9 protein-coding genes are annotated in these 15,013 nt (G+C 46.3%); all 9 read right to left on the reverse strand.

All coding sequences use genetic code 11. The features are described 5' to 3' along the window. Nucleotides 1-85 precede the first annotated feature (85 nt). A complete protein-coding gene (locus CXK86_RS17090) occupies nt 86-1,798 on the reverse strand; it encodes a methyl-accepting chemotaxis protein (RefSeq protein WP_051449613.1) in 1,713 nt (570 codons plus the stop codon). Between the two features lie 285 nt (nt 1,799-2,083). Further along, nucleotides 2,084-3,109 carry an MsnO8 family LLM class oxidoreductase gene (locus CXK86_RS17095; protein ID WP_370511426.1) on the reverse strand — a complete coding sequence of 342 codons (1,026 nt, stop codon included), beginning with the start codon at nt 3,107-3,109 and terminating at the stop codon, nt 2,084-2,086. 21 nt (nt 3,110-3,130) lie between these two features. Next, a complete protein-coding gene (locus tag CXK86_RS17100) occupies nt 3,131-4,546 on the reverse strand; it encodes a deoxyguanosinetriphosphate triphosphohydrolase family protein (RefSeq protein WP_076209597.1) in 1,416 nt (471 codons plus the stop codon). 591 nt (nt 4,547-5,137) lie between these two features. Beyond that, nucleotides 5,138-7,018 (reverse strand): molecular chaperone HtpG, encoded by a 1,881-nt coding sequence (gene htpG / locus CXK86_RS17105; protein ID WP_074093900.1) that lies wholly within the window; start codon nt 7,016-7,018, stop codon nt 5,138-5,140. A 1,174-nt stretch (nt 7,019-8,192) separates the two neighbouring features. Then, nucleotides 8,193-9,092: a nickel transporter permease gene (nikC, locus tag CXK86_RS17110; protein ID WP_076251417.1), complete on the reverse strand. Its 900-nt coding sequence runs from the start codon at nt 9,090-9,092 to the stop codon at nt 8,193-8,195. A 230-nt stretch (nt 9,093-9,322) separates the two neighbouring features. After that, complete coding sequence (locus CXK86_RS17115) at nt 9,323-10,327, reverse strand: ABC transporter permease (RefSeq protein WP_017690144.1); 1,005 nt, start codon at nt 10,325-10,327, stop codon at nt 9,323-9,325. A 208-nt stretch (nt 10,328-10,535) separates the two neighbouring features. Further along, a complete protein-coding gene (locus CXK86_RS17120; protein WP_076251718.1) occupies nt 10,536-12,182 on the reverse strand; it encodes an ABC transporter substrate-binding protein in 1,647 nt (548 codons plus the stop codon). A 933-nt stretch (nt 12,183-13,115) separates the two neighbouring features. Next, the gene (locus CXK86_RS17125) at nt 13,116-14,063 is read right to left on the reverse strand and encodes a glycoside hydrolase family 25 protein (RefSeq protein ID WP_101314139.1); all 948 of its coding nucleotides are present in this window, start codon (nt 14,061-14,063) and stop codon (nt 13,116-13,118) included. A gap of 251 nt (nt 14,064-14,314) precedes the next feature. Continuing rightward, nucleotides 14,315-14,812: a phage holin family protein gene (locus CXK86_RS17130; RefSeq protein WP_076251413.1), complete on the reverse strand. Its 498-nt coding sequence runs from the start codon at nt 14,810-14,812 to the stop codon at nt 14,315-14,317. Between the last annotated feature and the right edge of the window lie 201 nt (nt 14,813-15,013).

Here is a 15,013-nt window from a genome sequence, read left to right on the forward strand (position 1 = left end):
CGTTATAGGCCAACAGCTCATATATCATACTGATTTCTCACCATTAGCCGCCTGCGTGATTCCAGCTTCTTCTATTATAAGAAGATTATATTTTTAATTTTTCAATAGATGTAAGCAAATCTTCGGATAATTCTTTCAGACTTTGAATGTTGCCGCTAATCGTTTCCATGGAACTTACTTGCTCTTCCGCCGATGCAGAAACTTCTTCCACACTAGCTGCCGATTGTTCCGAAACAGCGGAAATCTGCTGACTGAAATCATTCATTCTTCCGCTTGCTTCCTGCATGCCTGCGAGACCATCTGTCATAGTGCCGATGACACCAACCATGCCTTCCACCGATTCATTAATTGTACGGAAGAGTTGACCTGAAGTAAGCACATGTTCCTGACCCAGTTCGGTCTCCTGAACGTTCGTACGTAATTCCGCAACCACCCCTTGTGACTCCTGCTGAATATCCTCGGTAATCGCCGTGATCTCTTCAACCGAAGTCTGCACAGCCTCAGATAACTTCCTCACTTCTGATGCCACTACGGCGAATCCGCGTCCACTCTCTCCCGCACGCGCTGCCTCAATGGAGGCATTTAATGCCAGCAGATTGGTTTGGCGTGCAATGTCATGAATGACCTGAACCAGCTTGGAAATATCTTCATTTTTACGATTCAACCGTTCCATTTTGTCCATGGAAGCCGAGACCGAGCCGGAAATCTGTTGCATCTGCTGCACCGACTGTTCCATCACCTTGCGACCATTCAGCCCTTGTTCCAGTACACGATCCGACATGACGCGCAACTGGCTGCCTTGTTCCGTATGACTCTGAATGTGATCATTCAACACTTCAACCGTACGAGCTGATTCCACGGCTGTCTCTGCCTGGCTCTCTGCGGCCTTGGCTGACTCTTCCATGGTCACAGCAATCTGGCGACTACCAATCTTAACCTCTTCTGAGGATATTGCCAGTTCCCCACTTTGTAGATTAACAGCTTCCGCAATTCGTCTGACGCTCAGAACCATGGAAGTCAGGTTACCTTTCATGTCATTCACCGCTTTGGCCAGAACACCAACTTCATCCTCATGTTTGGTATGTATGTCCTGAACATTCAATTGGCCTTCTGCAATCAGTTTCACCGCACTAATGACACGTAGCAGTGGTTTCACGACCTGTGAACGAATAATCGGAATGCTGATCGCTGTAATGGCAATCATGACAAGAACACCGATAATGATGATTAATCTACCATCCTGTACCGATCTGATCGTTTGGGCCGCCGCAAGATTGGACTGTTCCTGATTGTATTCCACAAGATAATCAAGATCGACTTGCATGGTGTCAAAGGAATCAGCACCTTTATCAGCTACTTCCTTCGCCAGCTGTGTCTGACCCTCATCACTCAGCTTGATCGATTGCGTATTAATCTTGAGATACGCTTCCCATTTGTTCTTGAACGCATTCCAGTGTTCGAGCTCTTCCGCAGACTTCTCCTGCTGATCATAGATTTTAATCGCCTGCGTCGTTTCACGAATATACTTGGTACGCTCTTCTGACAAAAATGCCTTGTCTGTTTCATCCGCGTCAAAGTGACGATAACTCAGCGACAGGACATGCTCTGTGGTATAATTTAACCGGTTAATTTGCTGGATTGATGGCATCCAATTGTTCGTAATTTCATTAGTGTTGGTTTCAATTGAATTCATCCGGGTGACAATCGTGACACTCAAAATAATTAAACAGAGGATTAACAAGTAGAACGCGATGCTGATACGCAGACCGATACTCTTGATCTTGAATCTGCTGAACATATGATTTCCCCCTTGACCTCTTCGGTCATCCCGAATTCAGGTGCTTATGTCATTGTTTTCCCCTTCTTTTGACCTCTTGTCAAAAGAACTTCTCTATATTATATCGATAGGAAAATAGACGTAAAGTATTATAACATTATTTTGTCATTAAGATGCTTGGTTTTGTAAAAAATTGTTGAATCTTGACAAAGTCCAAACCGAAGAGCTGCAGCATACGGTAAAGTCCCGATCTGCAGCTCTTCGGTTTGTTCGGATTTCAACGGCTAACATCATAAAATGATCAGCCTAGTTCAGTATTGCCGTCTTATGCTCAGCCAGCAATCGATATGAATCCAACCTGCGCTCATAATCTGGTCCTGCCGTAATCAGAAGCAACCTTTCCGTATCCAGCCTTCGACTCACCTCTTTTAATCGAGCCCATACCTGCTCAGGCGTACCTGCATAGTGCCGTACCGATTCATTTTGATCACTAACGGCTTCATCATTTGTATTAGAGACCGCGGTACCACTTGAATTCGGCTCAGTTGAATGTTCTTTCCCATCCAGCTTGCGCCTCTCCGCCATGTCACGACTCCAGTCCAAAGCATCCGTCTCTGACTTGGCACACAATACGCTCACTGCCACCATAACCTCAGGCTCCTTCATCGTTGCACTAGGCATAAATCCTTCTCGGTATCGCCTTACAGCCTCTGTACCATCGGCATCACTCATGAATTGGCCAAAGACATATCCCATGCCAAACCGTGCCGCAAATTCTGCACTCTTCACGTTAGTTCCCAGCATCCAGAGTGATAACGGAAGCTTGGGAATCGGACGAGCTGTCACGGGATGATCCTCGTACATGTAGCGGTCTTCGAGCAGTTCTGTGAGTGCTGCGAGTGATTCAGGCAGCTTGGACACATGCTGCAAGTAATTGCCACTGAGTGCCATCGTGGCATGAGGTCCACCGCCAGGAGCACGTCCGAGCCCAAGCTCGATGCGCCCCGGATAGAGCGCAGCCAGCAGGCGGAACGACTCCGCAACCTTGAGTGGGCTATAATGCGGCAACAAGACCGCACCAGAGCCAAGTTGGATCGTTGTTGTCCTTGCTCCGATGTGCGATAACAGTACTTCGGGAGAGGCCGATGCCAGTTCAGCCATATCATGATGCTCTGACGTCCAGTATCGGGCGTATCCCCAAGCCTCGGCATGTTGCGCAAGTGTCACCGATTGTTGAAGTGCCTGTTCCGCTGTGGCATCGTTTAACCTTGGCACAAGGTCAAGTACGCCCAGACTGAACGTCTCACTCATTCGCTTAGCCACGCGTCCCATCTCCCTTTATATCGGTTAATTTTAATCCAGATCGTAGATCGAACCCACCTTCAGACCGTAGAGTTCATTATATATTTTCTCGGCAAATGCATCCGTCATTCCTGCGATATAATCGATCACCATGTGTTCCCAAGTCCAGATCGGCTGGGCTTTGGCTTGATCCTTCTCATATCGCTGCAGCCAGTCGGATGGAATAATGGATTTGGACGTTTCCGGATCGAGGAATGCATCCCATAATCGCTTAATCATCCACTCACTGCGCTTCTGTAGCCGCTGCACACGCAGGTCACGAATCATGGTTACCCAGGCAAAACTCTTGAGCACACTCACCGTACGCAGCATATCGAGGTCTTCAGCCCCTTCACGGACAAAAGTTACCTTCTTCCAGTCGCCGTCGTCAATAACGCCCAGGCTGCCTACAAAAAAGCTCACCCAGTAGGCCTTCACCTCACGACGGGTACGCGAGTAATCATGCTCGCAGAACGGCATCTTCTCATTCCAGATGCGCAGGAACGAAGCGAGGACCTCTTCTACCTTTTGCCCAATCGCTTCTCGGGTCCATCCGTTCCAGAACAGATCCTCCAGCGTTGTAATCTTATCCACAATCAGTCGATTCACATGCGGATCTTGCAGGAAATGCTCATGTACTTCAATTTTTCCTGCTTTGATGCCATCCTCCAGGTCATGTGAGGAGTACGCAATATCGTCGCAAAGGTCCATCAGCTGTGCTTCCAGCGTCTTCTTGCCTGCCGGCACGTTCCAGCGATCACGGATCTCCCGAATATATTGCCACTCATGATGATACATGCCTTTTTTACTCTCTGTCCCAGGGTATGGATACTTGTTTATCCCTAGTAATACCGCATCAGACAGATTCAGTCCGTCGATATCTTCACGTTTCTCCAAGTGCATAATGAGACGGAAGTTGTGCGCATTGCCTTCAAAATGCTCGTATTTCCGTTTTAACTCGGCACGGACTTCGGACTCGACCTTGGGAACTTTGGCGCTGCGGCTTTTTTTCATGATTTTCTTAGCCTCGGTGTTAATGAGGTCATCCAGAATACCATCCAATACTTCTTCACCTTTATGTCCAAACGGTGGGTGACCGAAGTCATGTGCGATTGCAGCGCACTCCACCACTTCTGAATCAATAATAAGGCCGGGGTTATCCGCGCGGTCCCAGTCTACCTCGGGAAAACGGCGAATCAAACTTCGGGCAGCCTCTCGTGCAATCTGTGCCACCTCCAGTGAATGGGTCAAGCGAGTACGATAATAATCACCCGTTCCTGCGCCAAACACCTGCGATTTGCCCTGTAACCGACGGAAGGTCGGTGAATGAATGAGTCTCGAATAGTCTCGTTCATACGCTGCACGAGATCCATCCAATTTGGTTAATTCAGGATATTGTCTATGTTCTCTCAGATCGTTCCATTGCATGGGGATCACTCCTAGCCGACTGTCTCTATTTTGAGTGATTATACACAACATCTGTGGTTTCGAAAAGTAAAACCTGTCTGCGATTGTCATCTCTTCTTACATCAACTTGTGATGAACAGTCATCTTCTCTTATTATACCCTGCCAGACTATCATCCGTGCATCTAAATGACAATGATTCATATTGAACTCACACTATCGTGACTTATGACAAAAAAAGTGACTTATACAGTTTGCGTGGCCGTTCCGGTGACGGATCGTTCTTATGATCGCTGTTGTCTCCAGGTTTTCTGAATTCCCTTTATTAAGGGAAAAACCCGGAGACAAAGGCGAGCGCTTCGCTTCTTCAGAATCGATTCCGTCCCCTTCACTACTTTTGCTGTTTGATTCACTCCCAAAGTCATTACATTCCCTATTCTCTATAAAGGGAGAATTCTTCAAAACTTTGAAAGGCTAAAGAATTTCATTACGATGTTCATCGATCGCTGCAATGATGGTCTGCCTCCCCCACTCCTACCCGTTGTGGGTAAAAAACAAAAAAACCGACAGGACTGAAACGCCCTGTCGGGGTGGAGATGGTGGGTGTAACGGTATTACACCATAACCTTACAGATATCGTTGGTGAACTCTACTGGATCTTGAATTGGCAGTCCCTCAATTAGCAATGCCTGATGGTACAGCAGGCTAGTGTAGAGGTTCAGTTTTTCCTGATCCTGCGCGAAAGCGTCTTTCAACGATTTGAAGACATCGTGATTTACGTTGATTTCGAGCACTTTGTCTGCTTGTACGTTTTCGCTGTTCGGCATAGCTTTCAGGATTTTCTCCATTTCAATCGTCAATTCACCTTCGGTGGACAAACATACCGGGTGACTTCTGAGACGTTTGGAAGCTTTAACGGCTTTGACTTTACCCGCTAATTGAGCTTGCATCGCTTCAAACAACTCTTTGTTGTCGTTGTCTTGAGCGTCCGTTTCTTCTTTGTCTGCGCTATCTTCGATACCCAGGTCACCACTGGAGATGGATTTGAATTCTTTCTCCTTGTAGTTCGTGATCATCTTGATTGCGAACTCGTCGATGTCATCAGTAAAGTACAATACTTCGTACCCTTTCTCAAGAACACCCTCGATCTGTGGCAGCTTCTCAATACGGCTAATGGACTCACCAGATGCATAGTAGATGTACTTCTGATCTTCCGGCATTCTGGAGACGTATTCGTCCAGGCTCACGAGTTTGCTCTCTTTGGAAGACGTGAACAACAGCAGATCCTGCAAAGTATCCTTGTTCACACCATAGTCGCTGTATACACCATATTTCAATTGACGACCAAACGCTTGGTAGAACTTCTCGTAGTTCTCTCGCTCGTCCTTCAATAGGCTTTGCAGTTGGCTCTTGATTTTGTTCTTAATGTTCTTCGCGATCAGGCTAAGCTGACGGTCATGTTGCAACATCTCACGGGAAATGTTCAGAGACAGGTCTTCCGAATCCACCATACCTTTGACAAATCCAAAGTAATCCGGCAACAGATCCCCGCATTTATCCATGATCAATACACCGTTGGAGTATAACTCAAGGCCTTTTTCATACTCTTTCGTATAATAATCAAACGGCGTATTTTCCGGAATGAACAGGATTGCATTGTATACCACAGCGCCATCTGCGCTAATATGCAAGTGTTTAAGCGGTTTGTCAAAACCGTAGCGTTTTTCCATATAGAAGTTATTGTAGTCTTCTTCGGTCAGTTCGCTTTTATTTTTACGCCAGATCGGCACCATGCTGTTCACGGTTTGTTCTTCTTGGTATTCCTCGAACTCGTTCTCCGTGCCCTCTTTCGGACGTTGACCTGTTACATCCATCTTGATTGGGTAGCGAATGAAGTCGGAGTACTTCTTGATGATGGATCTCAGGCGGTACTCTTCCAAAAATTCATCATACGAATCTTCTTCGGTATTTTCTTTGATCGTCAGGACGATTTCCGTACCTACGGAATCTTTCTCTGCTGGTGTGATTGTGTAACCATCCGCGCCTTCGGACTCCCATTTCCAAGCCTCGTCGCTGCCCAGCGTTTTACTTGTTACGGTCAGCTTGTCCGCCACCATAAATGCCGAGTAGAAACCAACCCCGAATTGTCCAATGATGTTGTGGCCGTCTTTTGCTTCATTTTCTTTCTTGAACGCCAGGGAACCACTCTTCGCGATAACCCCCAGATTATTCTCTAGCTCTTCCTGCGTCATACCAATACCGGTATCTGTCAGTGTGAGCGTGCGGTTTTCTTTGTCAATCGTAAGCTTGATGAAGTAGTCCTCTTTGTTGAAAACGAGCGAATCGTCCGTAAGTGCTCTGTAATAAATTTTATCAATGGCGTCACTGGAGTTGGAGATCAATTCTCTCAAAAAGATTTCTCTTTGGGTGTAAATGGAGTTGATCATCATATCCAGCAAACGTTTGGATTCTGCCTGGAATTCTTTTTTAGCCATGAGTGGTTGGACTCCTTTCAAATTGGGATATCGAATGATTTGATTGAAAATAGAAAGTAACTGAGATAATCCTGCGGCCATTAGTAGACTCAAAAACCTTTGATCGCTCTAGTCCACAGATATTGTGATTCACTTCTAACTGGCTCATCGTAAAAATAAGTGCACGACGTTCTGCAATGTAGCCGTTCCGGTTACGAATCGTTTTTCGGATCGCTGTTATCCCCGTATTTCTTTGATTCCCTTTTTAAAAGGGAGAAATCCGGTGATAGCATATGCTTCCGTAGCAGCTTTCTTTCAGAAAGCTTTTAGGCGAACGCTCTGCTTCCTCCAAATCGATTTCGTCCCCTGAACTACTTTTGCATTTGATCAGCGACTGATTTTTTAGGATAGAGAATATCAATGAAGTGATATTTCTTAGACGTGGAATGCAGCTTCAAGTCTGTTGCATACCTTGGCTTCGCATGTTCTACTCAGGTTCAATATCTATTTTCAAAAACAGAATCATTCCATATGTAAGCTTATAGTAAAAACATCATCTGTTAGCACTCTGATGATCGGAGTGCTAAACCCTTCCTTTTATATAACATATGGGAAAATTGGGTGTCAATACGTAGGCGGTTATTTTAACTAAAAGATCGAATAACCCTTCAACTTTTGCACATCACCAATCATTTTACAGTAATCCCGCAGGTAAAACAAAAGCCGCCTCGAACCAAAGTTCGAACCGGCATGGGGAAAGATTTTATTGTCTCTGTGGATATAGCGGCTAGTATCAAAACATTCCCGTCTAATGTACCTTGGAGTATCCTCGGCCTTACTGTGTTGAGACTGATGTATGTTGTATGGGTACTTTGGTATGTTGGTTGTTGGTATGTTGGTTGTTGGTATCTTGGTATTGTGGTTGCTTGAATGTCTTGAGCAGTATGACAGTCACGCGCTAACGAATCTCAGAGACGTTAATTGGCCTTTTTAGGAGGATTTCGTAAGCTAATGAATCGCAATCACGCTATTTCTCGACTTTAGCCAAACTTTTGAGACTTTCGGCAGGTTTTTCACAAAATAGAGCGTCTGAGATTCGTTAGACTGGGAAATTGGCTGGAAATCGTAAAATAAGGTCTCCCGAGTTCGTTAGAGTTGAAGCAAAAGATGGCGTTACGGTTTGAGTTTGATAATTCTACTTTTTGGCCATTTTCGGATCAAGGGTGTCGCGCAGGCCATCGCCCATTAGGTTGAAGCCGAGAACGGTCAACATAATGGAAACTCCGGGGAAGATCAGTGTCCACGGTGCTTTTTGTATAAACTGACGGGAGTCCGACAGCATTTTCCCCCATTCCGGGTCGGGTGGTTGTGCACCCATGCCTAGAAATCCGAGTGCAGCAGCTTCGATGATCGCAGTCCCAATTCCAAGTGTACCCTGCACAATCAGCGGAGTAAGGCTGTTGGGCAAGATGTGGCGAAACAAGATTCGCCCATTGCCAGCTCCAAGTGTCCGTGCCGACGTAATGAATTCCTCCTGTCTCAAGCTGAGTACCCGTGAACGCACCAATCTTCCGTAGGTCGGGATGTTCACGATGGCGATGGCGAGCAGTGCATTTTGCAAAGACGGGCCCAATATCGCCACAATGGCGATGGCCAGCAAAATCCCCGGAAAGGCGAGCAAGATATCAAATAAACGCGAGATAAGCATGTCCGCCCATCTTCCATAAAATCCGGCAATGAGACCAAGCAGCGTACCCGCGATAATGGAACCAATGACGGAGAAAAAGCCCACCCACAAGGAAATACGCGCCCCATGCAGCACTCTGGAAAACACGTCACGCCCCAGATCATCAGTACCAAACCAATGCTCTGCCGAAGGGGCCTGAAGCCGATCCACCAGCACCTGTTCCTTGTAATCGTAAGGTGCGATGTATGGCGCAAGGAAGGCCAACAGGATAAAAAATACGATAATAATCAGACCTGCAAGCGCAAGCCGATTTCTCCGAAACGTTCTCCACGCTTCCCGCCATGGACCGGATGTGCTAGCCGACGCAGCGTCAATGGATGATCCGGTATTGGTCGATAATTTGGCCATGCGGTGTCTCCTTTCTTGGATATGAATATAACAAAAGATCAGCGCGTTCTATTACACTCAAGCACTGCAATCGCAGTACCATCTTCTGATCGCTGTTATCCCCAGATTATATTGATCCACCTATTTAAAGGTGAAAATCCGGTGATACATGCGCAGCCTATGCTTCCGATGTAGCTTTCTTTTAGAAAGCTTTTAGCTTCGCTTCTGCAGCTTGGTTCTTTATGGAGTCCCTATTTATAACTAATACGAGGATCAAACACGGCATAGAGCAAATCTACAATCAGATTGATCACCACGAAAAAGAACGCCACGATCAGAATGCCACTCTGGATCACCGGATAGTCCCGCGAACTAATCGCTTCATATATATAACGTCCCACGCCCGGCCAGGCAAAGATCGTTTCGGTCAACACCGCACCTCCGAGCAATGACCCAGTCTGGATGCCGATAACCGTGAGGACGGGAATAAACGCATTTTTGAGCGCATGTCCATATACGACAAAAAACGGACCCAGTCCCTTCGCCTTTGCTGTACGAATGTAATCGGAACTCATCACTTCCAGCATGCTGGAACGGGTCATCCGGGCAATAACAGCCATTGGAATCGTTCCCAGTGCAACACTTGGCAGAATCAAATGTTTCGTTACAGTCCACAACTGATTCCATTGTCCAGCAATCATCGTATCCAGCACATACAAGCCCGTAATGGCTTCCACCGGATCACGCGCATTCATGCGTCCAATGGATGGCAGCCACTGCAACTTGTTCGCGAACAACCATTGTTCCATCAGACCGAGCCAGAAGATCGGCATGGATACACCCACCAAAGCAATGACCATACAGCAATAATCAAACCAGGAGTTGTGCTTCCATGCACTGACAATCCCGGCATTCACCCCAATAATGACAGCAAACAACATACTTGCCATCGTTAATTCAAGGGTTGCTGTCAGATAAGGCACAATTTCCTGGGCAATAGGCACCTTGGTGCGGATGGATGTTCCAAGGTCACCTTTGAGCAAATCGCCCAAGTAGGCGAAATATTGCTGGAACCAAGGTTTATCCAGACCGAGCTGGTCACGAAGGGCCTGCTTGGATTGTTCGGTTGCTTTTTGCCCAAGTATGGTCTCAGCCGGGTCACCCGGAATGGCGTGGATGATGGAAAAGACAATCAGAGTCATGCCCAGCAGTACGGGCAGCAACACAAGCACACGTTTGACAATATAGCTGTTCAATCCTGTTCACCTGCCTTCGACATATCGTGCAAAAATAAAAAGCGCCGGCAGAAACGCATGCTTTGGATAGTTACGTCCGGATGTGGGTTCTGCCAAGCATTTCGTCTAACCAGCGCTTTGTAAGAAAGAATTAAAACGTAATCACTCCGAACTGTAGTGCCATCTTCAGATCGCAGTTATCCTGAAATGGATAAGTTCAGCTTACAGCTTACTCGAAATAAGCACCGGCATAGGATTCGGTGCCCAGTGGAGAAGGAACGAAACCTTTCAGGTTTGCTTTACCCGCCAGAATTGGCGTCGTGTGTACCAGAGGAATCCACGGTGCGTCTTCCTTGATAATTGCCTGCGCTTGTTTGTAAAGCTCCGCACGTTTCTCCTGATCTGTTTCTTTCTGCGCATCCGTCAGCAACACATGCAACTCTTCGTTTACATAATAACTGCGGTTGTTGCTTGGAATGGCATCTTTATCCAGCAGTGTATACAGGAAGTTATCTGGGTCACCATTGTCACCTGTCCAGCCGAGCATGTAAATGTCGTCCTTCTCCCCGGCCTTTGTATCTTCGAGATACGTTGCCCACTCCGGTGATTCGATGGTGACGGTCACTCCGATTTTCTCAAAATCGGCCTGGATCGCCTCGGCCACCTTTTTGCCATCAGGCATATACGGGCGGGATACCGGCATTGCATAGAAGGTTACTGGATCAGGCAATCCGTCAGGGAAGCCAGCTTCGGCCAGTAAAGCTTTTGCTTTTTCCAGATCATATGGGTAATCCTCAATGGTATCGTTGTATCCCCACAGCGTTGGCGGCATCGGGTTCACAGCAGGTTCAGCTTGCCCAGCAAAGAACGCATCAATAAGGGCCTGCTTGTTCACCGCATGATTAAGGGCTTGTCTGACTTTCACATTATCAAATGGTTTCTTCTTAAAGTTAAAGCCGATATACGCCACGTTGAACGGTGGACGCTCGATCTTCTGTAACTCGCTGTTGCCCTCAAGAATGGACAGATCGTCCGGGTTCAGGTCTTCCATGACATCAATCTCGCCGTTTTGCAGGGCATTGAAGCGAGCGGTATTATCCGGAATGGAACGCACGATCACTTTGTTCAGCTTTGGCAGTCCTTCTTTCCAGTAATCCGCGTTTTTCTCCAGGGTGATGGAGTCGTTACGCTTCCACTCTTTGAATACAAATGGGCCGGTGCCCACAGGCTCGCTCTTGAAGTTTTCTTTTTTCTCCTGAATCGCGGTTGGGCTGGCAATGCCAAATGGCGTCATCGCAATATTTTGCAGGAAAGGGGCTTGTGGCTGGTTCAATGTGAACTCCACCGTAGTTTCGTCCGTCGCCTTCACTTCCTTGATCACACGTCCGTCCTCTGGACCAAACATGGAGTCGTAATAATCGAAGGAATCGCCCTCGAATTTATATTCACTCGCCGGATCACCCCAGCGGTTGAAGTTGAACACAACAGCCTCTGCGTTGAAGTCAGTTCCATCATGGAATTTCACACCGGACTTCAGCTTAAAGACATACTTGAGTCCATCTGCCGAAATCTCCCAGCTCTCCGCTAGCCCAGGAATGACCTCTGTTCCGCCTTCCTTGTAGTCCAGCAACGAATCAAACACCTGATGCCCAATCTTCAGCGACTCCCCATCTGTTACAATCGCCGGGTCGAGTGCTACGGAATCCCCACCACGGCCCATAATCATCGTATCCTGTGCTACCGTTTCGGTTGGAGGGTCGGTTCCTTCCGCCGGAGCAGGAGTAGACTCTCCACTCTCGTTACTGGAACAACCGGACAACACCAATACGGTACTCAAGGCCATGGTTAGAACACCGGACATCCATTTTTTTCTCATTCGCATACGTACAACACCCTTCCCTGTCTCATAATGTGTGTGATGCTGGCATGAAAGATCTCTAATGTTGGCAATTGGTTTGGTGCTATGTATCATATAAAAGGCTTTAGATGCCTGCGATACCTGAATTAATGTTCTGGGAAAAGTACGGCATGGATGAAATGTAAAAACAGCATGGGATACGTATGGAGTACAGGTAAATATCAGATCATCGTGCACAGGATTGAGGACGTTGTTTGATTACTTTTATAGAAAAAGAAACCGTTCAACAATGTATCTTGTGAGATGAATCTATGAAATTGAATGAAATTGTTGCGTTTTATTTGAACTAAGGTCAATAAGCAACAGTGAGTGGGTATGAACTGATAAGAGCAGGTTTAAGTTGGTAGATTAAAAATACTGATGGGCATATGGATACTACGCTGCTGGCTACGCAATAAAGTCTGTTCCTTGAGCGTGTCGTGTTGAGCATGGAGTGTGGAGACCGGATTAGGTATCGTTATCGTTCGTTAGCAATACGGATGAAAGAAACTCAACATAGGCTAGGTTGTTTGATGAATCCTGTAAGTTGTTAAATCGGTGGCTTTCTCTTGCAGATTGGATGTGTAAAATGTATGAACGAGTCATCTTGAGATGTTGGATTGTACAACAGGGAGACATTACAATAACTTCATATGTTATGGTTTTGTCATGATGAGGAGGATTGTGTAAATAAACTGTGGTGAAAAACAATTTCGTGTAACTTACTTTACATCACATTAATCAATTAGACAAGAGATTTACAGACATAAGTCTTCAACTTTATTATATGCGTTAATATCACTTACACAAAACACAAAAAAGGAACACGGTTCGACAAAAAGCGTCTCGTGTTCCTTCTCCACTCCATCCACATTTATATAAAATCAACATTCTAATTTGCTAAGAATCAGCTCACTTTTTAAACAAACCTCTGCGATGCATCACGGTAATAAAACGGTAAAAATCATAACTCGCCCCATTATCGATGCTGAACAATGGATTTTTAGTGTCATATGCTAGTGCTGCATCCACAGCTGCCTTTGCCCATACTGGAACTTCCATTTGCTGACGCGCCTGCAGTTTGTCGACCTGGGATTTGAGCGCATCAAACGCTGCTTTCTCTTCAGCTGTCATCGGTTCGCCCCCTTTCGGTGGTTCGGTTGGTGGATTCGGATGACTTGGATTCGTTGGATTGGATGGCTCCGGTGGTTTCGGAGTGGCTGCTGCGTATCTTGCTCTGAGCTGTGCCGCTGTTCCCTCGAATTCATTCATATCCACGTTGCCACTAATGCCATTCACCTTGCCTGAATCCGTATACTGCCAGAACGTCCAACGCTTCCATGCCGGCTGGTCGTCCGGTACACGGGTGTTGCTGTAACGTGCGATCCACAGATCATATGAGCTGAGTGATGTGTCAAAATTACCGGCAAATGAATTGCCCGTGTATATGATCGGTTTTACACCTGTCTGACGTTGTAATTCAGTTAAAAAAGCTTTGGCAACCGTATTCATCTGCGCTTTGCCCAGGTTGCCGGGATTATTCTCGTAGTCCATGACGGGTGGAAGTTGTAACGCTTTGGCCCCTCCAACTTTGTTAAGTGTATTGGCATAATGCGCCGCTTCTGCCTTGGCACCATCGGTAGAGGTCGCGCGGAAGAAGTGATACGTTCCGACCAGCATACCCGCCGCCAGTGCGCCTGTTACATTTTTCTGATAATTTGGATCGGTATATGTCTGTCCCTCAGTTGCCTTGATGAATACAAATGTCATGCCACTTGCCTTCACCTTTGCCCAGTCAATATTGCCCTGGTATCGGGAGACGTCAATGCCCTGTGTGTTGCCCGAACTTCTCGTTTGCATGTTTCTCACACCCTTTATGCGGCAAATTGCCGTTTGTATCAGCATTTTACATCATTCGATTCAAGCGTTCCCGGGTACAAGTATAGACAGATTAGAGCATTCTGATCTATACATTGCTGATTGGATGTCACTCTCTGGATTGATGCAAAATGCTCCTATAGTTAATGCGGTTGGATAAGGGGTTGCTTGTGTGCGTGTCCCTGATGGGTTGAGTTATGTGTATTTTCAAGTGCTAGCTTGCTATAGTCGCATTACTTCTTACTATCTCCAGTCCGTGAATCGATGTCGTCCGGATCTACCTGTGAAAAAGAGTCTTTGTCCCTCGGTGAGAAGTTACCGGGGAGTTCCCCGGTTCCCCCTTTGCCCTTGAGCACTTCAATTGCCTGTCTAATCACAGGCGGAATCGGAGCGCCCAACTTGCCCCCGTTTTCGATAATGGACAATAACTCATTTGCGATATAAAAAAAGGCGACCGCATCCCTGAACAAATGTCCGTCTCCCAGAACACCGTCCACCAAATGAGCCACCGATACCATTGCAAATATAAATACCTTTCGTGCGATGCCGAACATGCCTACGTTACTTTCTAATTTCCCACTCATACCCGCCGCCGCGATACCAGTTAGGTAGTCGAGGATGACGAATACGAGTAATACACCGAGCACGCCTGTCCAGCCTCCGAAGAAGTAGGTTACCGAGCTGCTCATGAGTGCAATTCCCCATTTCCATAGGGTATCCCATCGTTCCATGGTTTCACCTCAATTAATCTTTAAGTTTCTTTAGTATTCTTCTTCTCTCAAACGTAACAAGCAAAGTTTCCAATTAAACAACCCAAACAGTACTTCCCTGTTCAAAATAAAAGTTAAGTATAATATAATCTATCAACTTTACAATACAAAAATTAACTTATAAATAATCCCTAAAAAAGGTTTCTACTTCCTAATACATAA

Source organism: Paenibacillus sp. BGI2013, from assembly GCF_002843485.1.
Taxonomy (GTDB): domain Bacteria; phylum Bacillota; class Bacilli; order Paenibacillales; family Paenibacillaceae; genus Paenibacillus; species Paenibacillus amylolyticus.